Annotated in this window: 31 protein-coding genes and 1 pseudogene; 1 reads left to right on the top strand and 31 read right to left on the bottom strand. The window is 42.3% G+C overall.

Annotated features, from left to right (window positions below):
- Window positions 1-11: 11 nt before the first annotated feature.
- The 31 genes and pseudogenes from CEF20_RS16990 to CEF20_RS02755 all read right to left on the bottom strand — a co-directional run bounded on the left by CEF20_RS16990 (window position 12) and on the right by CEF20_RS02755 (window position 21,474).
- Window positions 12-152 (bottom strand): hypothetical protein, encoded by a 141-nt coding sequence (locus CEF20_RS16990; protein ID WP_000525096.1) that lies wholly within the window; start codon window positions 150-152, stop codon window positions 12-14.
- A gap of 47 nt (window positions 153-199) precedes the next feature.
- A complete protein-coding gene (locus CEF20_RS02895; protein WP_100330408.1) occupies window positions 200-586 on the bottom strand; it encodes a hypothetical protein in 387 nt (128 codons plus the stop codon).
- 11 nt (window positions 587-597) lie between these two features.
- Window positions 598-1,188 carry a major tail protein gene (locus CEF20_RS02890; RefSeq protein ID WP_018664396.1) on the bottom strand — a complete coding sequence of 197 codons (591 nt, stop codon included), beginning with the start codon at window positions 1,186-1,188 and terminating at the stop codon, window positions 598-600.
- 3 nt (window positions 1,189-1,191) lie between these two features.
- A complete protein-coding gene (locus CEF20_RS02885; protein ID WP_021623104.1) occupies window positions 1,192-1,533 on the bottom strand; it encodes a hypothetical protein in 342 nt (113 codons plus the stop codon).
- Window positions 1,530-1,961 carry an HK97-gp10 family putative phage morphogenesis protein gene (locus CEF20_RS02880; RefSeq protein WP_040303601.1) on the bottom strand — a complete coding sequence of 144 codons (432 nt, stop codon included), beginning with the start codon at window positions 1,959-1,961 and terminating at the stop codon, window positions 1,530-1,532. Before CEF20_RS02880 ends, CEF20_RS02885 begins: the two co-directional genes overlap by 4 nt.
- Window positions 1,962-1,966: 5 nt before the next feature.
- Window positions 1,967-2,302: a head-tail adaptor protein gene (locus CEF20_RS02875; RefSeq protein ID WP_061129991.1), complete on the bottom strand. Its 336-nt coding sequence runs from the start codon at window positions 2,300-2,302 to the stop codon at window positions 1,967-1,969.
- A gap of 1 nt (window position 2,303) precedes the next feature.
- Complete coding sequence (locus CEF20_RS02870) at window positions 2,304-2,624, bottom strand: head-tail connector protein (RefSeq protein ID WP_018664393.1); 321 nt, start codon at window positions 2,622-2,624, stop codon at window positions 2,304-2,306.
- A gap of 26 nt (window positions 2,625-2,650) precedes the next feature.
- Window positions 2,651-2,863, bottom strand: a complete 213-nt coding sequence (locus CEF20_RS02865) for a head fiber protein (protein WP_100330407.1) — start codon at window positions 2,861-2,863, stop codon at window positions 2,651-2,653.
- 12 nt (window positions 2,864-2,875) lie between these two features.
- Complete coding sequence (locus tag CEF20_RS02860) at window positions 2,876-4,069, bottom strand: phage major capsid protein (RefSeq protein ID WP_100330406.1); 1,194 nt, start codon at window positions 4,067-4,069, stop codon at window positions 2,876-2,878.
- Window positions 4,070-4,089: 20 nt separating this feature from the next.
- Window positions 4,090-4,788, bottom strand: a complete 699-nt coding sequence (locus CEF20_RS02855; protein WP_019155116.1) for a head maturation protease, ClpP-related — start codon at window positions 4,786-4,788, stop codon at window positions 4,090-4,092.
- Window positions 4,789-6,033 carry a phage portal protein gene (locus CEF20_RS02850; RefSeq protein ID WP_100330405.1) on the bottom strand — a complete coding sequence of 415 codons (1,245 nt, stop codon included), beginning with the start codon at window positions 6,031-6,033 and terminating at the stop codon, window positions 4,789-4,791.
- A gap of 43 nt (window positions 6,034-6,076) precedes the next feature.
- Window positions 6,077-7,681, bottom strand: a complete 1,605-nt coding sequence (locus tag CEF20_RS02845) for a terminase large subunit (protein WP_015926202.1) — start codon at window positions 7,679-7,681, stop codon at window positions 6,077-6,079.
- Between the two features lie 89 nt (window positions 7,682-7,770).
- Window positions 7,771-7,959 carry a DUF5049 domain-containing protein gene (locus CEF20_RS02840; RefSeq protein WP_100330404.1) on the bottom strand — a complete coding sequence of 63 codons (189 nt, stop codon included), beginning with the start codon at window positions 7,957-7,959 and terminating at the stop codon, window positions 7,771-7,773.
- Window positions 7,952-8,410 carry a gamma-glutamylcyclotransferase family protein gene (locus tag CEF20_RS02835; protein WP_100330403.1) on the bottom strand — a complete coding sequence of 153 codons (459 nt, stop codon included), beginning with the start codon at window positions 8,408-8,410 and terminating at the stop codon, window positions 7,952-7,954. The genes CEF20_RS02840 and CEF20_RS02835 overlap by 8 nt, the downstream gene beginning before the upstream one ends.
- A 38-nt stretch (window positions 8,411-8,448) precedes the next feature.
- The gene (locus CEF20_RS02830; protein ID WP_100330402.1) at window positions 8,449-9,348 is read right to left on the bottom strand and encodes an amidoligase family protein; all 900 of its coding nucleotides are present in this window, start codon (window positions 9,346-9,348) and stop codon (window positions 8,449-8,451) included.
- A gap of 134 nt (window positions 9,349-9,482) precedes the next feature.
- Window positions 9,483-9,710 carry a DUF4314 domain-containing protein gene (locus tag CEF20_RS02825; RefSeq protein ID WP_100330401.1) on the bottom strand — a complete coding sequence of 76 codons (228 nt, stop codon included), beginning with the start codon at window positions 9,708-9,710 and terminating at the stop codon, window positions 9,483-9,485.
- On the bottom strand, window positions 9,707-10,399 hold the full coding sequence (locus CEF20_RS02820; RefSeq protein ID WP_100330400.1) for a virulence protein: 693 nt from the start codon (window positions 10,397-10,399) through the stop codon (window positions 9,707-9,709). The genes CEF20_RS02825 and CEF20_RS02820 overlap by 4 nt, the downstream gene beginning before the upstream one ends.
- Window positions 10,400-10,499: 100 nt before the next feature.
- The gene (locus tag CEF20_RS02815; RefSeq protein ID WP_100330399.1) at window positions 10,500-11,756 is read right to left on the bottom strand and encodes a site-specific DNA-methyltransferase; all 1,257 of its coding nucleotides are present in this window, start codon (window positions 11,754-11,756) and stop codon (window positions 10,500-10,502) included.
- Window positions 11,746-12,912 carry a methionine adenosyltransferase gene (gene metK, locus CEF20_RS02810; RefSeq protein ID WP_157796181.1) on the bottom strand — a complete coding sequence of 389 codons (1,167 nt, stop codon included), beginning with the start codon at window positions 12,910-12,912 and terminating at the stop codon, window positions 11,746-11,748. Before metK ends, CEF20_RS02815 begins: the two co-directional genes overlap by 11 nt.
- Before the next feature lie 20 nt (window positions 12,913-12,932).
- The gene (locus tag CEF20_RS02805; RefSeq protein ID WP_063442170.1) at window positions 12,933-13,484 is read right to left on the bottom strand and encodes a P27 family phage terminase small subunit; all 552 of its coding nucleotides are present in this window, start codon (window positions 13,482-13,484) and stop codon (window positions 12,933-12,935) included.
- Between the two features lie 111 nt (window positions 13,485-13,595).
- The gene (locus CEF20_RS17630) at window positions 13,596-13,718 is read right to left on the bottom strand and encodes an HNH endonuclease (RefSeq protein WP_268761089.1); all 123 of its coding nucleotides are present in this window, start codon (window positions 13,716-13,718) and stop codon (window positions 13,596-13,598) included.
- A 14-nt stretch (window positions 13,719-13,732) separates the two neighbouring features.
- Window positions 13,733-13,855: a hypothetical protein gene (locus tag CEF20_RS17625; RefSeq protein ID WP_269799227.1), complete on the bottom strand. Its 123-nt coding sequence runs from the start codon at window positions 13,853-13,855 to the stop codon at window positions 13,733-13,735.
- A gap of 254 nt (window positions 13,856-14,109) precedes the next feature.
- Entirely contained in the window at window positions 14,110-14,523 is a 414-nt protein-coding gene (locus CEF20_RS02795; RefSeq protein ID WP_042357512.1) for a DUF1492 domain-containing protein, read from the bottom strand.
- Window positions 14,520-14,738 (bottom strand): hypothetical protein, encoded by a 219-nt coding sequence (locus tag CEF20_RS02790; RefSeq protein ID WP_019155136.1) that lies wholly within the window; start codon window positions 14,736-14,738, stop codon window positions 14,520-14,522. Before CEF20_RS02790 ends, CEF20_RS02795 begins: the two co-directional genes overlap by 4 nt.
- Window positions 14,738-16,100: pseudogene (locus CEF20_RS02785) on the bottom strand (SNF2-related protein). Before CEF20_RS02785 ends, CEF20_RS02790 begins: the two are co-directional and overlap by 1 nt.
- Window positions 16,081-16,362, bottom strand: a complete 282-nt coding sequence (locus CEF20_RS02780) for a VRR-NUC domain-containing protein (RefSeq protein WP_100330396.1) — start codon at window positions 16,360-16,362, stop codon at window positions 16,081-16,083. The pseudogene CEF20_RS02785 and the gene CEF20_RS02780 overlap by 20 nt, the downstream one beginning before the upstream one ends.
- 219 nt (window positions 16,363-16,581) lie before the next feature.
- On the bottom strand, window positions 16,582-18,948 hold the full coding sequence (locus CEF20_RS02775; protein WP_100330395.1) for a virulence-associated E family protein: 2,367 nt from the start codon (window positions 18,946-18,948) through the stop codon (window positions 16,582-16,584).
- A complete protein-coding gene (locus tag CEF20_RS02770) occupies window positions 18,945-19,379 on the bottom strand; it encodes a DUF7768 domain-containing protein (RefSeq protein WP_100330394.1) in 435 nt (144 codons plus the stop codon). Before CEF20_RS02770 ends, CEF20_RS02775 begins: the two co-directional genes overlap by 4 nt.
- Window positions 19,379-20,131, bottom strand: coding sequence for a phage antirepressor KilAC domain-containing protein (locus CEF20_RS02765; RefSeq protein ID WP_100330393.1), 753 nt, complete (start codon window positions 20,129-20,131; stop codon window positions 19,379-19,381). Before CEF20_RS02765 ends, CEF20_RS02770 begins: the two co-directional genes overlap by 1 nt.
- Before the next feature lie 385 nt (window positions 20,132-20,516).
- Window positions 20,517-20,735 (bottom strand): hypothetical protein, encoded by a 219-nt coding sequence (locus CEF20_RS02760; protein ID WP_000658732.1) that lies wholly within the window; start codon window positions 20,733-20,735, stop codon window positions 20,517-20,519.
- 25 nt (window positions 20,736-20,760) lie between these two features.
- On the bottom strand, window positions 20,761-21,474 hold the full coding sequence (locus CEF20_RS02755) for a GAP family protein (protein ID WP_015926217.1): 714 nt from the start codon (window positions 21,472-21,474) through the stop codon (window positions 20,761-20,763).
- Window positions 21,475-21,577: 103 nt separating this feature from the next.
- On the opposite strand from CEF20_RS02755, the gene CEF20_RS02750 reads away from it, so the two are divergent.
- Window positions 21,578-22,177 carry a TetR/AcrR family transcriptional regulator gene (locus CEF20_RS02750; protein ID WP_015926218.1) on the top strand — a complete coding sequence of 200 codons (600 nt, stop codon included), beginning with the start codon at window positions 21,578-21,580 and terminating at the stop codon, window positions 22,175-22,177.
- Window positions 22,178-22,349: the final 172 nt, after the last annotated feature.

Below are 22,349 nucleotides of genomic sequence, written 5' to 3'. Positions count from 1 at the left end.
TTCACCTCCTCCTATATGCCTAGTGGGATAATATCGTCAATGGTCTGAGTTTTCTTTGGCTTTTCAATGCCATGCCACTGCTTATGGCAAGCCCATAAATCAAAAAACAGTCCAATTGGCAGAAGCCAGAATTCCTCTGCCTCCATGCCCATCTGGACTGTTCCATAATAAAGAAGCCGGGTAAAGACCTCAGCGTCCGTTACCCGACTTCCACGTTTTTTGGAGTTTCCTCCTCACTTTCCACATTTCTCTTTGTACCTTTGAACATTGCCTCGGTAATTGCAGTTTTATATGCCGCTAAGTCAAGCGGTGAAGTAAGAAGCTCCACTTCTTCCTCTGTAAGCAATTCTTCTGGTGCGTTCTTATTCTTAAGATTACGAATCAAAATGGACTGGTTTGCAAGCAATGTAATTAGCCAAACAATCTCGTCCAGTGCCATCTCGAAGTTTTCTGATTTCATCAGTTTTTCTCCAAGGTTTTCAAGACCACCGTAACGACCGGCAATGGCCTTTGTTGCACGTGTAGTTAAAACCAGTTCATACTCTATGTCACGTATGTTGATTGAGGCACTTCTATCATTATCCATGATTTCCCCTCCTATGGTTCAGGTGTATATACAGGTTCATAGACTTCAGTGAACCAGCCTGTTATGGTGGTCGATGAAACACCAGGATCACCTTCTGTAACTTCCGCTTTCCATGGGTGCTTGCCCAATCCATCCAGCTTATTCCTACGCATAACGGTTCCTTCGATGGTGGGTGTAGAAAAGGTAATGGAATCAGCCTTTGTCTGTAAGTTGGTAGCTGGTAGTCCAAACTTAACGCGATACAGCCAAAAATAGCGGTATGTTCCATTAGCCCTTTGTGCACGAAACCCTACTGCAACTGGTGTACCCACATTTTCACTGGCTGAGATTAATACTCCGTTGTCATCTGTAGAAGCACCAGTTAAATCCGCTGCAACTGTCGGACCAATGTCGTCAACACCGAGAGTGAGAGTACCACTGTTAAAGTCTTTCACAACCTCAGCCGCACCATCGTCAGCATACAGAATTGCTTCCACCAGTTCTACCGAAAGTTCAGCAGTGATGGCTTTTGCCAGCACAGAAGGTTGGGCATAAGTTTCCTCACCGTTAGCGTCCTCGGTTATTTTTGAATAGTACAGTCTATCAAGACCAATCGTTGCCATGTGTTAATCCTCCAATCTATAGTTTTTCGCCACATCGATGGCGTAATGATGATATCCAGTATCATCCTCGTGACCGATATATCTTCGTTCGGTCACAGTAAAATCTGCATTTATTAAAGCCGTTGTGAGCTGTCTTTTCCGCTCTAGGTAGTTATTTTTTGAGAACAGTGATATCCTCGCTTCCTGCACATCAAAGCCTGGACGGTTATCCGCATGGACTTCAAAAATATCCGAAAGAGGGAGAATCACGACATACTCATCTGGTGCCAAACCTGAAAAAACCCCGGTTTCCACGGGGAGCGGTATAGCGGTCACAAGTGTATTCAATTCCTCTAAGATATTCATATCTTCTCGATTTCCTCCTCCAGCTTGGCGACCATTGCATTGATGCAAGGTTTCCTAGATGCATTCCTCGCAGGCTTTAGGAAGGGTTTTGCAGGCTGACCATGTTTGCCATATTCGATAATGCTGGCAAGTTTAGCATTGCTCTCACCATCAGAGCGCGGCTCAGCAAAGCCGACTTTTACATTGAAGTTTCCGTTTCTATCCTGTTTTGCACCAGAAAGGCCCAGTGAAGATAGCAACTCACCAGTGCTTTTGGATGGATATTTCGTGTCCTTGCCAACCACCTTGCTCAAATTTCCCTTAACTTTATCCAGCACCACTTCACCGCCAACTTCCAAAACCTTAGGAAGAATCACATCGGTCTGGTCAGCTAATCGAGATACCTTTAAAAGGAATTCTTCTGGCATCTTTATATTCGCTTTTGCCATATCCATCACCTCACAGTTGGTTCTAGCTTTTCGGCTAAAACCTCGACATACATCCCTCGGTTTCTTACATCCTCAACACTTAAAATCTGATATCTACCATCATCACAGACGATGACCATTTCATTCGTCACCTTAAGTCCATAAATTTTCCTAAACCGAAACAAAGAAGTTGCAGATGAAAATGATGCCATATTCGTCCACCGCTCACTGCCATGACGATCTTCCTTGTAAGCAAGTACACTAACGAGTATATTGTCACCTTTTTTGGCGAAGCCTTCCTCATCCTTTATTGGTACCGTACTGATGATATCTATGAATGTGTTCATCTTTCCAAAACTCATGCTAAACACCCCACTCTCGGTCAAGCCGTAAAAGCAGGTTCACTGTGTTCCATACTTGTTGCCCCGCCTGTACACTGTCAGCAAAGAAACCTGCTGTCGAGCCATCCCTGCTTTCATAGAAATGGCTCGACAACATAATCACTGCTTGTTCTGTTGTTGGAGGCATGGCATGGGTTTCATAATAGTCTTCAGGAACGTGCTGATAGCTCTGTGCATATGAGACTGCAGCAGTGATAAATCCGATAAGGAGGGCATCATCCTGATCATGCGTTAAAATTAAGTTCGCTTTAACTTTAGGCAAAAGATTATCTGCCACTGCCATACCACCAACCTCCTTTACGTTCCACCTTAGTCAGTCTCCATAAGCCCCACTGCTTTTAGTTTGGCAAGCAGAGCATTAAAGTCCGTAACTAAACCAGCAACATCGGTGGCTGTGCTGTCTGCTTGGTTTCCTGCAACAGGAAGCCCCGTAACCGAGGCTCCCTCTTTAATTTCTAAAACACCGCCAATTACAGTTTTTTCTCCGCCTTGTTCGGTATAGTTCTTCGTGTTATAACTCATAAAGCACCTCCGTTACGCCTTCTGTTGGAGTACCTTAACGGCCTCCGGCAAGATAAGCTTTCCATCAACACGCTGTGTAGCAATAAACCCTACTTGACCTGTGACAGCAAAGAGTTCATTTAATCGTTTGAATACTCGTCCTTGACGGTCTGCCACCCAGTAATAACTAAAATCACCGAATACCACAGTTTTTGCACCTGCTTCAGCAGTAGGTACATATGATGAGGTATACAGCGGGCGGTTAAGAATCGTATCAGGTGTTCCCGCTTGGATGGAAGGTTGCCATAGGTATTGCCCATTACCGTCTTTCAATTTACGAATAGCCTTTATAGTGGCATCGTTCATTACGAATACGGCCTTATTACGATAAGGTGCTTTCAAACTGTAGAATAAATCTAAAACCTCATCCAAAGTGATGGCAGTGGCACTTGCCGCAGTAACACCAACTTGACCGCCGCCTGTGGCATTTAAAATCCCTGTTGGCTTACCTGTACCGTCACCTACAAAGAAGGCTTCCTCCTCCTTGTTCCCAATGCGACGGGCAAATTCTCTTGTGATGTAGCTTTCGAGATTAAACACGGAATCGTTTAGTAGCTCCTCAGAGACTTTAATCATTGTCGCTAGTTTATAGGCCCCGATGGATACTTGACCGAAGCTGTCATCACTTTCTGGGATAGCTCCTTCTTCATCTATCCAGCTTGCTGTACCTTTGCTTGCAACAACAGGAATCTTACGGTCACCAGAAGATGTCGTGATTACATTAGCCAATCTACGGAAAATATTTTCTTCCTCTAGAGCTTCTACTAGCGTACGTTCAAACTCATCTGGCACAAGGAATCCGCCTTCAGAATCAGTGCCAATTTTTAGAGCGTTTCTTACTTCATAGCTAACATTGTCACGCATTGCATTCCAGAAAGCTCTTTTGTATTCAGCACTTGCACGACCGGTCTTTTCCTCTCCAGTTCTAGTAGGTTCATTGGTAATTGGGTTACTGGTTGCTTTCGACAGTTCCAAGTCGATAGATGCTTGGCGTTCCAAACGTTCAATTTCCTTACCAAGAGCCACCACATCGGCTTCCATTTTTTCATAGGTTGTCGTGTCCTCGGCGGATAACAGTCCATCACCACCACGTTTTGAATCAAGGAATGCCTTTGCTGCGTCCCAAGCTTTAGCGCGTTTCTCACGCAATTCAAGAATTTTACTCATTGTTATTTCCTCCCTTAAAATTAGTGCGAAATTAAAGAAAGCCGCTTATCCAGCGACTCAATGGGTGTACCTGTTTTCTGTTTTGGTTGTTTTGGTTGTTTTGGCAGTTTGCTGATAAGCGAGTTAGTAACCGCCATCCTGCTAAAGATAAGACTATCTGTCAAATCCGGTGTTTCACTTTCCATGAACATGATCTTATCTGCAAAACCAAGTTCAATCGCTTTATTGGCATTCATCCAGGACTCTGCATCCATCAGATGGGAGAGTTTTGTTCGAGAAAGACCTGTCTTTAACTCATAGGCATTAATAATGCTTTCCTTAACCTCATCCAATAAAGCCTTTGCTCGCATCATTTCCTCACTGTCACCGATAGCAATGGTTGATGGATTATGAATCATAAGCATGGAAACTGGGGACATATACACATCCCCACCTGCCATTGCAATAACGGATGCCGCACTTGCCGCAAGCCCATCAATCTTTACAGTGACTTTTCCGGTATACTCCATCAGCATGTTATAAATCTGAGCTGCTGCAAACACATCACCACCAGGGGAATTAATCCACACCGTAATATCGCCGGTGCCTGCCAGCAATTCATCTTTAAAAATCTTAGGTGTAACCTCATCCCCCCACCACGTTTCTTCGGATATCACTCCATTTAAATAGAGGGTACGTTCTTCATCAGAATCTCGCACCCAGTTCCAAAACTTCCTCATTTACTGACCTCCTTCGGTTTTGGCAAACGCACCTGCGTCAGCCAGTTTTGTCATATTTCCGTTAACCAGATATAAATCGCCACCTTCCTCAGCTGGTATTCTGTTCATGTCCTCCAGTTCACGGATATCGTTGGCTGACATCCAGCCATTTTGACGACCTGTAGCGTAGCCATTCATACGACTTTGGTAATCACCACGAAGCAGACCGTCCAAATTGAACTTGATAAACAGTGAAGTTTTCTCAGAAGGCAAAATAAGCGATTGCTGGAGACTTTGTTCCCATCGCACCACCCACGGATCAAGGGTGTATTTTACAAACTCCAAAGACTGCTGTTCAATATTGGAGAAACTGGATTTCTCTAAATCTCCCACCATATGGGGCGGCACACGGAAAATTCTCGCAATCTCATTAATTTGAAACTTCCGTGTTTCTAGAAATTGAGCCTGTTCTGGAGGGATGCCGATGGCTTGAAACTTCATCCCCTCTTCCAACACAGCAATTTTGTGAGCATTGCCTGTGCCTTGGTAGGCACTATTCCAACTATCCTTGACCCTCTGTATATCTTTGATTACTCCTGGGTGTTCCAGCACACCTCCGGGATTAGCACCATTGGCAAAGAATGCCGCACCGTACTCTTCAGTAGCAAGTGACATACCGATTGCATTTTTCGCCATAGCGATTGGGCTATAGCCAATGAGTCCATCAAAACCTAAGCCAGGTATGTGTAGAACTTCATCTTTACGGAGTGTGACATAGCCACCTTTTGGGTTTAGGCCACTTTCATCCGTATCACGGTAATAGGTATAGACCAGCTCACCATTTGTTGCTCGACTAACCTCCATCTTGTTGGGGAGTAGGGGATAAAGCGCCACTGCCTGCCCACGACCGTTTCTGACCACCTGTGCATAGGCATTTCCCCAAAGTAAAAGATGACTCATCAGTGTTTCTCGAAACACGAATGAAGTCATCTCTGGATTTGGTTCATCATGAAGAAGGTAATACAGCGGGTGGAAAGGAATCCTTTCTTTACCTCCATCAGAACGATATCTATATACATGAAGTGGCAGTCCGGCAATCGCTTCAGCTAATATCCTTACGCAGGCATACACTGCTGTTGCCTGCATTGCAGTACGTTCATTAACCATTTTGCCAGATGACGTACCGCCAAACAGGAAGGAGAACGCACTACCCACACGATTTTGCGGTTTGTCTCTTGAACGAAACAGTCCTTTTTTTAGATTCATAGGCATCACCTCCGAATATAAACATTGTGCTAACCATTAAGGTTTAAAAGACAATCAAACCTCGCTCGTCATACACCGAATCTCCACTATTACCTGAGCCACAACGAATAGCACGATCAAGTGCCATGATAGTTGCCACCGCGCCATCTATTTTTTCTGTACTTTTTTCTTTATCCGGCTTCACGTTGCCCGCCGGATCAGTTTTTATAAAGATGTTGTCCATCATCCAACGAAGCACTGGATGCCCACCGTGTGCTATTCTTTCTTCTAATGTCAATTTCATCAGTTCTTTGGTTGGTGGTGACATATCTTTAAAGCCTTGACCGAAAGGAACGACAGTAAAGCCTAATCCTTCAAGGTTCTGAACCATTTGAACAGCTCCCCAACGGTCAAACGCAATTTCTCGAATGTTATACTTTTCGCCCAGTTCTTCAATAAACCGCTCAATGTAGCCGTAATGCACTACATTGCCTTCTGTGGTTAGAATATACCCTTGCTTCTCCCAAAGATCGTATTGCACATGGTCTCTTCGGACTCGGAGGTCAATGTTGTCCTCTGGCATCCAAAAATACGGAAGAACAATGTATTTATCTGTTTCATCCTCTGGTGGGAACACCAACACAAAGGCTGTAATGTCTGTTGTAGAAGATAGGTCAAGACCCCCATAACATACCCGCCCTTCAAGACTTTCTGGTATAACTGGAAATGCACAGGCATCCCACTTTGCCATTGGCATCCAACGGACAGACTGTTTAACCCACTGATTCAATCTTAACTGCCTGAAGCTGTTCTCTTCAGCAGGGTTTTGCTTTGCACTTTCACAAGCAGCCCTTACCTTGTCAATCCCCACCGTAATTCCCAAGCTTGGATTTGCTTTCTTCCACACTTTTGGATCTGTCCAATCATCCTCTTCTTTGGCGCCATAGATTACGGGATAAAAGGTAGGATCGTATTTTCTGCCCTCAATAATATCAACCGCTTTTTGGTGTGTTTCGTAGCAGATACTCTGAGTATCCGTCCCCGCAGTGGTGATAAGAAAATACAGCGGTTGGGTCCTTGCATCCCCAGATCCTTTCGTCATAACATCAAATAGTTTCCGATTTGGCTGAGTATGAAGTTCATCAAAAACAACACCATGTATATTGAAGCCGTGTTTGGAGTAGGCTTCAGCCGACAATACCTGATAGAAGCTGTTGGTCGGCAGGTACACCAATCGCTTAGTTGAAGCAAGCAACTTTACTCGTTTATTCAGCGCTGGACACATTCTCACCATATCGGCTGCTACTTCAAATACAATTGATGCCTGCTGGCGATCGGCGGCACAACCATACACCTCCGCCCGTTCTTCACCATCACCGCAAGTGAGGAGAAGTGCAATTGCTGCGGCAAGCTCACTTTTTCCCATCTTTTTAGGTATTTCTACATAAGCAGTGTTAAACTGCCGATATCCATCTGGCTTTAAAATTCCGAATAGATCACGGATGATTTGCTCCTGCCAATCGATAAGTTCAAAAGGCTTACCTGCCCATAAACCTTTCGTATGGGAGAGTGCTTCGATAAAAGCCACAGCGTAATCAGCAGCATCCTTATCGTAATATGACCCATCAGCTATAAAGGCGGTCGGCTTATATTTCTTCAGTTTCCGCATAAACACCGCCCCTTTTATGAAAAAGGACAAAAGAAAAGAGCCTCAATCCTATAGATAGAAGCCCTTCTCCTTATCCTGTTTAATTTTATTTACTTATTTCCATCCACTTCCCCTGTCATTATGAAATGAGCATATTCCGCTTTATGGTCTATTAAATAGACTACCAATTCATAAAACCCTCGTTCATTTGCTTCATACTGGACTCGGTTCACATCAAACATATTTGTGACTCCACTTTCACGGATGGAAAGGATTTGTTCCTTAATTATCTCATTCATTGATTGCCTCCTCCGATTCAGCTGAATCGGTTGTCGCTTTGCGCAGGATATCCACATCGAAGCCCGCACTCTTATAGCCTTCTAATATGGTACTGTAATAATGACAGCTCGGTTGTCCAAGCGGTCTTCCGTCATTCATAATGTAGACCATCGCATTAACGGTTTTGCCGTTCAATTTCACTTTTACGGTTTCCTTGCGATAAAGGAAAGGCCATCCTTCGTAGCGGTCAAGTGCCGCTTCATCAGCCGGTGTGATTTCCCACACCAAAACTGGTACATTGTCCTCCTTAAAAGGCTCAATGGTCGCCACAGCGCCCGCGTGTGCCCCTCTAAATAACAAGCGGTGGTTATTGATTTGGCTTGTTCCTACCACCTTCGCTGTGGGGCATCTGTTGGCCATTTGCTCCAGGTTAAGGTTGGAGCCATAGGCAAGATATAATTTACTATTCATTGTCATCCTCCTTCTTAGCTTTGGGGGTTAAGGGCAGCTCAGGCCGCCCGAAACCGCCATGCAGCTGAACCCGAAAGTGCTGCGGTTAAATGTTCTCTGCAGTTTGCAAATTCGTCGCCAATAAAACCAATTCGGTTTAGGTAGGTTCTCATGGCGAATTTCTCGTTCTCCACTTGAGGTTTCTTTGCCGATGCACACTTTTGTGTTAAGGCTTGGTGGTTAATGGCGAGTGCTAGAACGATGTAGCTTCTTATCTTCCCAGCATGAAGCTCGCTGTTAAACCCTCGAAGTTCAACTGTATGGTTTCCAGTAAAAAAGCTGTGAAGGTTGAGGAAATGGTAGCGGCTATTGTGATAGTGGGCGCTTCTACTCTCACTGTAGCCTTCGTACCAAATGTCCTCTATTTCTCTCAAAGTTTTAGGCTTCTTGCGGTTCATTTTCTCAACCAAAATGCTGTCCATCTTTTTGCAGTAGTTCATTCTCTGCGGTGCAATTTGAAGTGCTTTGTAAAATAAGTCGTTTTTGCTTGCAATGATATTTACAAAGTTTCGGATACTTCTTGGTGTATGCTTAGCACCGTCTAGATGAATGTGAATGCCACAAGATGTATTTGTAAAGGCTCCGGCTTTGCGAAGCTTTCTCACCAGCTCCTGTAATGTTTCAATGTCCTCTTGATAGGTAAGGATGGGGCTGACTAACTCGACGCTGTAATCTCTGCCAGCGGCGACCTTCCTTCCACCTTCTTTTCTTTGACAGTGGATGCTCCCGTCACTCATAAACTTCCAAACCCGTCCGTCTGGTGCTGTTACCTTTTTCGTATCGTAATAGGTCCCGCCTTCAGCATAAGTGCCTTGTAGAAATTCAGTAACAACCTTTGCTGCTCTTTCCCTTGTGATTCCTGTGAACTCGATTTCGATTCCAAATTTTGCGTTTAACATTTTTCTCGCTCCTTCTAAAGTGTGTGTGTCCTTTCGGCATGTACATATATCACTCTAAAAGGCTTTTATAGCAAGACAATTTCGCAATATAAATCTACATATTTGCTGCCATATTTGGCTCAAAATGTGTATGGTTACTCTTCGATTTTCTTGCATAAATCCTCACCAAAGGCCACTCCAAGGGAACCACCGGAATCCCAACTGACGTGAATCGTTCCGATGTCATCAACACTAGTAACCGTACCTTTAGCTCCGGGTTGAAGTTTTGTATATGGGTCGTTCATTCTAAGTAGCATGACACGGGTTCCTGGAGTGTAATAGCTTCTAAGTTGCTTTAACATTTCTGGGTGAATGATATTCATTGTTCACTCACCTCCTGCTTGGCTGCCCCGCTTTTGAAAGCAGAGCTACCTGATAGCTTAGAGAGGAGAATCTTTCGTTCCGTTTTATATTCTGGGCCGATGAAGCCAAGCCTGAGAAGGAAGCAACGGAAAGCGTACTTTTCATTCTCTACTGATTTCTCGGTGGAGTTGACGCGGGTCTGTTTTTTCGCCATTTCGCAAAGTGCTGTTATAAAATGGGTGTATGCCTTAACTTCTTCTGCTGAGCACTCACCTTGAAACCAAGGGAAGGCGACAAATTCTTCAGTTACATTGATTGGAATGGAGTCCGTATCAAGTGCTGTCTTTATAAGAGCTTTTTTACTCTCTACCAATCCTTTTAAGTTCTCAAGGGCCATGTCAGTAAAATCTGCCCGTGGCATTTGAATTACCAGATTGATAGCTTCTTCAGTTTCAGTAGCTTCTGTTTTCTGAAATGGTGTCTCAAATTCTTCTGAAATTGACTTGAAGTCGTGAAGTCTCAGTAGGTCACCAACCAGTTCAGAATTATCTGGCCCACTGAGTACTCCGTTTTTGTCAATATTGTAGTCAGCCACCTCATATGCAAATGTAGGTGCACCGAGGTATTTAACAGGAACATTCAGTTCTTGGCTGATCGCGTTAACCAGTGCTTTTCTTTTTGGTCCTGTAACATTATAGTTAATCTTCATTTTCATACCGCCTTTCTATTTTCGGTACGTACATATATCACTCTAAAAGCTGTTATTATCAAGTCATTTAGAGCATCTTTCTGTAGAAAATACTGTTCTATTAATCGGCGGTATTTTGTGTAGATAAATCAACATTTGGCAGGTCACCATATCTAAATTTCGAACCATCTCTTAAAAGAAACACACCATCCGAGTTTCCGACTTGCTCAATATACCTTTCCACAATGACATCACAGTACTTTTCATCCAGTTCAATGGTGTAGCAAATTCTATCTGTCTGCTCACAAGCAATCAGTGTACTTCCTGAACCACCAAAGGGATCAAGCACGATGCAGTTACTAAGACTCGAATTCATAATGGGATATGCCACAAGTGCCACTGGTTTCATGGTTGGATGGTCGCCATTTTTCTTTGGTTTCTCAAACTCCCAGATGGTGGTCTGCTTGCGGTCTGAATACCAAAGATGCTTGCCTTTCTTTTTCCATCCAAAGAGTACCGGTTCATGTTGCCACTGATAAGGGGAACGACCGAGAACAAGGGATTGCTTCTTCCAAATACAAGTGCCGGAAAGATAAAATCCTGCATCGGAGAATGCTCTTCTAAAATTGAGTCCTTCCGTATCGGCATGAAATACATAAATAGAAGCGTCCTTTGCCATCGCTGCTTCAGTATTTTGAAATGCTGCAAGCAGGAAATCATAGAACGCTTCATTACCCATATTGTCATTTTTTATTTTTCCAGCAGAACCTTCATAGTTGACGTTATATGGAGGGTCCGTAACTACCAGATTGGCAGCTTTCCCATCCATCAAGACATCAAAGGTGTCTTTCCTCGTACTATCTCCGCAGACAAGTCGATGCTGTCCAAGTATCCAAACATCCCCTAAATGCGAAACAGCGGGCTTTTTCAGCTCGCTATCTACATCGAAATCATCTTCTTTTATATTATCCTTAAGGGAATCCTTAAAAAGATCATCCAATTCTCCTGGGGCAAAACCTGTTAGAGATACATCAAAGTCATAAGCATTTAGGTCTGTGATAAGTAGCGCCAATTTATCTTTATCCCAATCACCACTTATTTTATTTAGTGCAATGTTCAGAGCCTTTTCTTTTTGCTCATCCATTTCAACTACTACACATTCTATTTCATCCATGCCCATACTCAGCAGGACTTTCAAGCGTTGGTGACCTCCGATAACTCTGCCTGTGATTTTATTCCATATAACGGGTTCTACATACCCAAACTCCTCAAGGGAACGTTTAAGTTTCTCGTACTCTGGATCACCCGGTTTTAAATCCTTCCTTGGGTTATAGTCAGCGGGGATGAGTTGTTTTGTTTTAATCGTTTCAATCAACATACTTTTCCACCGCCTTTCTAAACTCACTGTATTTATTTACATCCTCCCATGGGAACAGACAACTATTAAAGTGACCATAAACCGCTGTATCAGAATAAATCACATTTCTTAGACGCAGCTTTTCAATGATGGCCGCAGGTCTTAAGTTGAAAGTCTCCTGAGCAGCAATAGTTAGTATTTCATCAGAAACAGTTCCAGTGCCAAGGGTATTTACAGTAAAGGCTACAGGATTTGCCTTACCAATGGCATAGGAAATACTCACTTCACATTTCTTAGCATAACCGCACCAAACGATATGTTTGGCAATATACCGAGCCATGTAAGCACCGCTTCGGTCAACTTTGGTTGGGTCTTTGCCACAAAGAGCACCACCCCCATGGGATGCAAGCCCTCCATAGGTATCGACCATGATTTTTCTTCCAGTCAAACCCGTATCGGCAGCGGGACCACCAAGAACAAACTGCCCCGACGGATTGATAAGAAGTTCGGTTTCATCATCAAAAGGGAAGTCCTCAAAGCACTGCCATAAGACATTGTTAAGGACATCCGCCTTAAGTTCGTCCTGTGTTTTATTCTTATCATGCTGTACCGAAATCACAATCGTCTTTATTCTTACTGGAGTGTCATCTTCATACTCCACTGTTACCTGTGCTTTACCATCAGGAAGAATCCCTTTTATCAGTTTTCCTTTGCGACAATCATCCAGTCTCTTTACGATTCTGTGGGAAAGCACAAGAGGTAGGGGAAGCATTTCTCTTGTTTCCTTTGTAGCATAACCATACATAGTTCCCTGGTCTCCAGCACCAATGGAACCGTACTGTTCGTTTATCCCATTTCGTGCTTCTAGTGCGATGTTCACACCAGCCGCAATATCTACACTTTGATTATGTACATATACATAAATCAAAAATTTTAGAGGGTTGTATCCCACATCCTTCAGTACAGTTTTTACAATGTCTCTAATATTCACTTTCTCGCTGCAGGAGATCTCGCCCGCCACGATAATTTTTCCCTTGGTTGCCATTACCTCACAAGCGACACGTGATGCCTTATCCTTACGTAGGCATGCTTCTAAAATGCTATCTGCAATGATGTCGCATAGTTTATCAGGATGTCCAGCACATACACTTTCTGCTGTTAAATATCTCTTACTCATTACATCATATCTCCTCATCTTTATTTTCCTCTGCGGGCAGATAGCAGTCGCTCCATCACGTCGTCCTGTGGATTTAAACCAGAATACTCTGTAGCACAATTCTCTCGAACGATTTGATATATCTCCATCCATAGCCTGTTTGTTTGACTCATAAAGTTCTGACTCATCGCTACATAAGGACTTTGAATAGCATTGCCAGTGGTTGGGTGCTTGGCTAGAAAGCCAAACTCGGTTACTGCTTCCTCACACTGTATCCATCTGGCCGCACTCATGGCATATCGCTCTAAAAGCTGTGGAAGTACCAAGTGGGCACAGCCACGTTCCTCAAGCCATTTCCATGTAATTTCATAGATTTCACTCGCTACTAGGGTTTTCCCATCCTTTTGCACTGCGGAGAGCATGGCCATTGGCTTTGGCATTTCCTGCCCCTTCAGGTCAGCAGTATTCTTGAACTCAACGACTTCAAGCTTTCTCTTACCCGGATTTCCCTCTGCAATTTTGTCAGCAAGTGGTTTCTTCTTTTGACCGGAGCCTATACGGGCACCGCCACGGTTTGTTCCATCTTTGGCCATTCACTCACCTCTTTTCATCGATGGGCCTATTACCCTGTTTGAAACCGCGAATTTTCACGCGTTGCCCCACGCCCGTTACACAAATAAAAAGCTGTAGAGATTTGACTCCCCCTACCGGGTTCCCCAACGGTCCCCATCTCTTGCTGTGATTGCAGAGTGGCAAGGAGTACAAAGAGCCATCAGATTACTTCTATCGTGAGTCCCTCCTCTTGCAAGAGGAAGAATGTGATGCACTTCGGCTGCTGGGGTCAGCTTTCCTTGTCTTTTACATTCCTCACAAAGTGGATGAGCTGTAATGTAACGGTCACGTATCCTTTTCCAAGCACGACCATAACGCTTACGGGTTGCTGGATCACGCTGATACTTCTCATACCGTGCAGCTTCCTTCTTGCTATGCTCTTCACAAAAGCGATTGTCAGTCAGCTCTGGGCAGCCAGGGTAAGAGCATGGTCGCTTCGGTTTCTTTGGCATATTGCACCTCCTTTTGCCCATAGAAAAAGCCCTCGCAGGAGTGGTTCTCCCGTGAAGGCTTCAGTTTACTAATATTCCATACTACCATTATATAACTTTCACCACGGACAAACAGTGTCATCGTATGCCAAACTGTGCCAAAGTGTGCCAACTTTTATTTGGGAACCTTTAAGTGTTGCAAAGCGGATGAATGAAGTCTATGAACGGTTCTCATAGAAACATTAAGATTGACACAGATTTCTTCCCAGTTAAGAAAGTTAATGTATCGGTAGCGAAGGAGCAGCTTCTCATCTACGTTTTCCATCTGGTTAATCGCTTCACGGATATCTGATTTCAACTTTATTAATCGCTCAACCTCATGTTGTATCTGTTGCTCCAAATCTATTATCCTAATCACATATTTTTCAAAGGGTGGGTCAGTACTCTTTGTTCGACTGACTTTCTCATCAAGCACAGGGGATGAAACACTTCTTGATAAATCCCTTAAGTTTTGCAACTCTTCAAGGTCGGAGTTAATCAATTCATTCAAACGGTAAGCCTGTTTTAAGAATTCCTTAGCTGTCATCATCGCACCACCTCCTCTTGTAGCTGTTGAATTAACATGTCAGGGTTTAGAGAGGTAAGGACATTGAACAATCCAGAATGAAAGAAGCACTCCACCTCACGTTTCGTATATAAAGCAGAATCATTGCGAGGGTGTTTTGCTAGTCTTTTTAAAGCAAAACGATAATCCTTGACTGCCTGTAGAATAATGGCATTTGCCAGTTTTTCAAAAGCATCCATCATACAACATCCCTTGCTTTCCCAAAATTTGCTTTGACGGCATTGATAAGGTCGGACTGTGTTTTTTCCTTTCTTTTCAAGGCTCTCATCACATCTTCATCAATCGTGCATTTAGTAATAATGTGATGGATAACCACTGTCTCATTTTGTCCTTGTCTCCAAAGTCTCGCATTAGTTTGCTGATAGAGTTCCAGACTCCAGGTAAGTCCAAACCAGATAAGCGTAGAACCGCCACTTTGTAGGTTAAGCCCGTGTCCCGCTGAAGCAGGATGGATAACCGCCACAGAAATATCGCCATTATTCCAATCCTTGATATCCTTGGAAGTCTTAATTTCTCTGACATTGAATTTTGCCTTAATACGCTCTAAATCGTGATTATACCAATAGGCAATAAGCACAGGTTTGCCGTTAGCACCTTCAATTAAATCCTCAAGAGCATCCAGCTTGCGGTCGTGGATAATATGGGGATTTTTATCATCATCATAGATTGCACCGTTTGCCATTTGCATGAGTTTCCCCGAAAGGACTGCTGCATTCATGGCATCAATCTCCTCATCAGCAAATTCAAGAACCATCTCTTCACGAAAGTGATCATATACGGATTGCTCCTTGTCATTTAGATACACTGGCACTTCATTGATCACGCACTCTGGCATTTTCAGAAAATCCACTGATTTCATGGAGATGGTAATATCCGAAATGAGCCGATATATGGCATCTTCAGCACCTGGCAATGGTTTATATGAAAATACGATTTGCTGATTACGTTTATCCGGTGTAAAGAAGGAATTGCGGTAGTGAGTTATGTACCTGCCGAGTCTTTTACCCATGTCGAGAATACGAAACTCTGCCCACAAATCCATTAACCCATTACTGGAAGGTGTACCCGTAAGACCCACGATCCGTTTTGCCCTCGGCCTTACTTTTAGTAAACTTTTAAATCTTTTTGCACCATAAGACTTAAAAGATGACAGCTCATCGATTACCACCATGTCATAATCAAAAGGAATGCCACTTTTATTTACTAACCAGTCAATATTTTCTCTGTTTATAAGATAGACACTTGCAGGTTTTCTAAGAGCTGCCAATCGCTCCTGTTCTGTTCCGATGGCTATTGAAAACTCCAGTCCTTTTAAATGTTCCCACTTATTTATCTCAGCTGGCCAAGTATCCCTCGCTACCCGAAGGGGAGCAATGACCAGAACCTTTACAATTTCAAAACGATCAAGACCATAAGTCAAATATAGCCGTTAGAGTAATGACGCTTTTGCCAAGACCCATTTCTAAAAACACCGCAGCGATGGGATGCTCAAGTATGAAGTTCGTTGCATAGGTCTGATATTTATGAGGATTGTATTTCACCCAGTATCCCTCCAATCCGCTTAACATCATCAATGACATAGCAGGTAAAGCCTAACTTCTGTAATTGCTTTATTCTTCTAATCTGTAACAGGCGAGGTTTCTTTCCGGAAGCCTTTAATTCCACAAAAGCCATCTTCCCATAAGGTAAAAGCACAAGGCGGTCTGGCATCCCATCTAAACCTGGACTAACAAACTTCGCCGCAATGCCTCCCATCTTTTTTACCTCAGCTACCAGTTTCTTTTCGATATATTTTTCAAGCATAAATACCTCCCGTATAAAAAGGCTCGGAACAAGAAAACAACTTTGACCCCATTTTCCTATACGCGCGCGTATACGTGTATGCACAGGTTGCTATTACTACTTTTTATTATTTATAAATAAATAGGTTACTTCTTGTTCCACTTGTTCCGAACCGTTGATTTTCCTTATTATTACTAACTTCAGGGAAGGAACTAGTATGGGAACAAGGTAAGGTACAACTTAGCGTTGTTCCTCGACTCGGGAATAAGCTCGTTGCTTTCCGTAGACAGGAAACGTTACAATACCATTCTTGTTCCCAGTGTACTTGTTCCACTCACTGATCTTTCTCATAATGGCACCGATAGCATAGGAATCTGATGGTTTTAACATTGATGCCTCTTTGCCGAAACACTCACACCAAATCTCCATATTGCAGACAAGGGTCCTTTTTACTGTTCCAACACGGGTGCCGCCGCCAAATTCGCTACCGCCGAGGAAATTTCTACGCTCGTACAAAGACATCGTGTCCCAATCATCCGGCAAGAGCGTATCCAGGTAGGTACGAACCAGTCCTTCTCGTTCATCTGTTTCCATAGCATCAGCCTGTTCACTAGTTGCCATGGATACATCATCACCTTCAAGGTAGAGTTTTTCGCCCTTCTCATAAAGCACTAGTGCCTCTGCCCAAATCTGCTGTACTTCCTCTTTGGTCATCTGCCAAGCTTTCTTTTTACCGTTGCCGCTAATGCGGACTGGCCAAAATCTGCGGTTGCCCGTAATATCTCGAAGAAATCCGCTTTCTGCATTCGTAGAACCTACAATCACACACTGACGGGGATGGCTTTCCACGTTGACTCCATAACTTGCACGGTACTTATCATCCGCCCTTGAAATAAAGGACTTCACAACCTCCACATCCGTCTTACGCATTCCAGCAAGCTCACCCAGTTCCAGCAACCAATATCCCTGAAGTTTCTCAGCCCCAGATTTATCCTTCATATCTGTAATAGTCAAACTATCGGAAAACCAGTCTCCAGCAAGTTTGGCAAAGAAGGTTGATTTACCGATGCCTTGAGGACCGTTTAAGATTAGAACACTATCAAACTTTGTACCTGGTCTAAAAATGCGGGCTACCGCTGCAACCATCGTTTTGCGGATGACTGCTTTTGTATAGGAATTATCTGTTGCACCGAAATAATCAATGAGTAGTTTTTCTACTCGACTAATACCATCCCATTTTGGCAGGGAGTCCAGATACTCCTTAACAGGATGGTAGGCTCGTTCTGATGCTACCGCTAACACAGCATCCTTGGTCTTGGTAGGAGAATAGACTCCGTATTTGCTGCTTAAGTAAACCTTAAGAAGTGCATTGTCTGAATCATTCCAGCCACATTTAATCTGCTCCCAAGGCAGACCACCCTTGGCATCAATACCATCACGGTGGCAGTTGAAAGCTATATGCTGTAAATCCTCATCATGCCGAATAATCAGGACGATGTTGTCCAAAGTGTCTTTTATCCGACCTTGCTTATCCAATTCCAAACCAGTCTGCCAATCTTCATTACTAAACTCTTCTTCAGCCTGGGCCTGTCTTTCCTTAGCAAACTCAGCCTTTACCGCTTCATCTTTTATAGCAAACTCGCACATTGCCACAAAAGACGGCATCTTTCCAGGAGCCGTAGTAGTAGAAGCTCTATCATCTAAAGAACCGAATTTATGAATACGAACGAGATCAAAAGCATTAAGAAGCAGGCCACTTGCTGGATCAGTAGCATGGTGGCTGTATGCAAATTTATCATCGTAGATAATGACACCCGCACTACTGTCAGCTGGAATATAGTCATAGCGTCCTTCCATTGCAGATGGTTCATAAACTGCACCTAAAAATTTATCAATTGCCTCACGAACGGAATAGGCGCGACAGAATGTTCCTACCACACCTTCCTTTAAAAGAGGATCTGCTTGTTCTTTAAGACTGCGATTAATCACTTCAGACTGCCTACTTGATACGGGCCAAGTTGTTGTATCTCGCCAGTTTTCATATTTTGAAAGATAAACATCTGGGTCAAGTAATGCTCCCTCCTGCTCTTCATAGACAAATTCACCATTAGAGGAAGTGGATGGCCAATACATAAGGCGATGCGCTTCATATGTCGTATCATCGAAAAGATCAATACCAATCTCTTTTGCCACCATACGTCCAACAGCTGCATATTCTTCTTCGCTGATTTCACGAGCAAGTGGAACGATAAGCCTGAGTCTCGGATTTTCCGGTGTATGCTTATGGGTGGAGTAAACGCAGCATTTGAAATCGAAAAGCATACTGATTTGTTCCCAGATATCCGGTCTACCGTAATCCATATCAAGGGTAAGCAAAGAACGGCAGAGAACATTGCCCTTCTTTCTTCTTCCTTCTTTTAAATGTCCTCCGACAAAGCCACCAACATCTTTGATATCATCTTGCTGACCTTTTTTAAGTTTCCGATATTCTTCTACCGTTTCTGTGGTACGTTGGGTTGTCTTTACACGGGAGCAAAAATCCTCCCAGGAGATATCTTTGTTTTTCCATTTCCTGTCCATCCGGCTATTGCCCACTGCAATTTTCATAAGCTTTCAACCTCCTCATGCTCCGGATTAAAATACCTGACCGTTTGTCTGCGTTTCTTGGCTACTTCAATTTTCCTCGCCATACCGCTTGAGATGGTATTGCCCAGCACCCACACCTCGAAGCATTTACCCATAAGCACGATGTCCATAAATATGGCAAGCTCCCGTTCCTCGGGATTTTCATCATCCATAAACTGAGGAAACATAAGATGGGGAGCAATCGGGATACAGTTTAGGTCTAGAGCAAACCTGCAAAAACTGCGAGCCTTTTTAATGTTTCCTTCTACATCACCGGAATAGGGAGAACAGATATATACAAGCGGCTTAAAGGCAGATTTTTTCTCTGCCTTTTCCTTTCTCATTATGTTGGTCAGTGCTTCATGGGGAGTTGGGTCATGGTATCCTTCATGGTTAAATTTGTTGATCCCCATTACACACCCTCCATTTCTATCTGAGGCAAAATACCGTCCGCCTTCATCAGTTCGTAAATGAAGAGTCTGCCTTTTTGAGTCCAATATGTATGGACCTTTGTATGCTGTTCACCGTTACTGCCAAGGTAGCTATGTGTCTTGGTGCTGGTGTAGCCTTTTTCCGCATACTTCTGATATAAAAGCCAGATGCCGCCTTGTTTAAACTGGACACCCTTTTTATTAAGATAGCGATTCATCCAAATAGCTGACTTGCCGTAATCTTTGGCAATTGCTGAGGTGGAAATGAGGTCTTTGCAATTTAAAACTACATCGTAATAGGAGACTTTCGGTTTCATTTCTGCAATTTGCTGATTCTGAACGGCAATCGTACCTTCAAGCACTTTATTTTGTTTCCTTACTTGAGTTAGCTGTTGATTAGCAATCTGAAGTGCCCTTGCCATGATTGCTTCTGGGGAATTCCATCTTCTTTCTATTTCAAGAAAGTATTGGCGACACTCTTTCCCTTTTGGAGTACGCTGTATCATGCATAGCTCTTTTGCCATGTCAATTGTTAACTGATGGTCAATGCTTGGTCTGCCTCCAGTACTTTCGCTCAAAAATGAGCTAAAGTCTGATCCTTCCTCAAATCCGTACTCACACATTCTTGGAAACCAATCTTTATAAGCGGTCTTTACTTCCAAGGCTTCATGTAAATCACGACCGAGTACGGTTGGTCGTTGATTTTCATAATTGATTTTTACTAATTCGTCCATACGAATTACCTCCTGCAATATAGTCAGAGAGGAAACCCCTCTACCTAATAGCCACAGGAGGTAATAATTGTTGAGGATTTTGAAAAAATAAATTATACATCCGGATTTTTGTTCGAAATTTGTGTATGTAAAATAGATTTAAAAGCTGATTCAGTAATTTTCTACTTTTACAAACGGACTAGATTGATGAACAAAAAATGGTAACGTAAACTGTAATAGGCCTATAGGATTTGGAGCTAATAAGAGAAGAGGAAAACAATCATTTTGGTATCATATTTTATCTATGACCTGGATGAGTAAGGTTGGTAGAGCCTCGAGGAGAATCAATTAAAATAAAAAATACAGAGCGAGAAATTCTCACTCTGTATTTTTTATTTTACATCATTCACTTATTGCTTTTACTTGATGTTATTTTACGAGTGGCTAAAGCTATGATTCCACCAACTGCAATAAATACAATGTCCAAAACGATTTCAAACCCTTGAAACGCATCAATATAATTTACTAAAAACCAACTTTTTCCCCCATTAGTCAAATGATTGATTAATCCGCCTATTCCCTGAATAATAAAAAGTAGACTGAGACCACTGATAATTTCTTTCATGATGAACACCTCTTTAATATTTTTTCTAATTTAAAATGCCTCTAAGACCGATATTAAAAAAAACTGCACCTATGACTCCTGTCGCTACCAAGAGTGAAGAGATTGGAGCTTCATTTAATTTTGACCTGATTTTAATAAGAAATTGTTGCAATCTTTCTTTAAATATAATATTAACCCCTAACAGTAATAGAGAAGGAAGCACCATTACTAGATTGTATCCAATTATTATTAAGATAGCAGGTGTAGTCTCAATTGTTTGATGATTCATTAAAAAGATTGAATAAAAGTAAGGCAATGCCGTTACAAATTCAATTAGGAAAACAATGATTCCTAGTATAATCATCCCTTTAATTGTTGTATTTTTGGGGATAAATGAAATTAAACGTTTTTTTGTAGTCTCTTTTGGTTTACTGAAGCTTATTAGAACAAGAACTGCTCCAAGTAGGATATAAAACCAATTGATAAAGTCAAACTGAGACAATTGTTCTATTCTCTTCAATAATGAATTTCCACCAAAGTAGAGTAATAAGCCCGTGATGAAATAGCCTAACTGCGTGATGAATAAAAACACAAATAAACGAGAAGATAACTGATTCGGTTGTGTCAGTAATAAATAGGCTGTTACAGTCAGTACACCGGGACTTAAAATATCAATTAAAGCACACAAAGAAATAATCATTAATGCTGAAGAAATGTCTAATGATGAAGAAGGCATCAATGCTTCAATAGTTTCGATCAAACAAACTAGTCCTCCTTTAAATGTTGTGGTATTATCTATTTAACACATTGTGCTATAAAAAGATAATAACACACTGCGCTAAATAAAGGAAGTGATTTTTATAATGCCAAAAATTGTTGATCATGATGAAAAGCGCAAACAAATTGCTGAGGCTGCATGGAATATTATTAGGAAAGAAGGGGTTGAGAAAGCGTCTATACGAAGAGTTGCAGCTGAGGCAGGGATGTCTTCTGGTGCGTTAAGACATTATTTTTCAACTCAAGATGAAATGTTATTATTTATTATGAATTACTACTTAGAAGAAGGGAAAAAACGTTCTCAAAATAAAGAATGGTCAGAAAACCCAGTGCAGGCAGTAGAAGAAGTTTTATTAGAGCTAGTACCAATAGATGAAGAAAAGAAAATTGAAACGAGCGTTTGGTGGATTCTTGCATTACGTTCACTTACAAGTGATACAATAAAGGACAAAAAAGATGAAATGACGGACGGTACATATGAATTAGCAAATTCAATGATTGAAATCTTAGCTCTAAAAGGCGTATTATCAGATTCAATGAATGCAGAATTAGAAAAGAGTAGGTTAACGGCATTAATAGAGGGATTGTCAATTCATGCTTTATTAAGACCTGATGTATACTCTCCAGAAAAGGTGAAGGAAGTTATTCGTTATCATTTAGAGACACTCTGCAATAAAATCAATTAAGCTAATCGGTCGATGTATCAATTATTGTCCCATGTGTTTTTAATAGATTTAGTCTTACCCCTTGATTTATTATTAACTTTATAGAGAGAGGAGTCAAAATCGGTTCTTTCACTATATTTCTTCAAGATTCGAATTTTAACCCTTTATTCCACAAAAATGGAGCGTTTATTAA

The sequence above is a fragment of the Bacillus xiapuensis genome (genome assembly GCF_002797355.1).
In the GTDB taxonomy this organism is placed as follows: Bacteria; Bacillota; Bacilli; order Bacillales; family Domibacillaceae; genus Bacillus_CE; species Bacillus_CE xiapuensis.
Note: the sequence above shows the minus strand (reverse complement) of the source record. Positions and strands in the feature narration are given on the sequence as shown.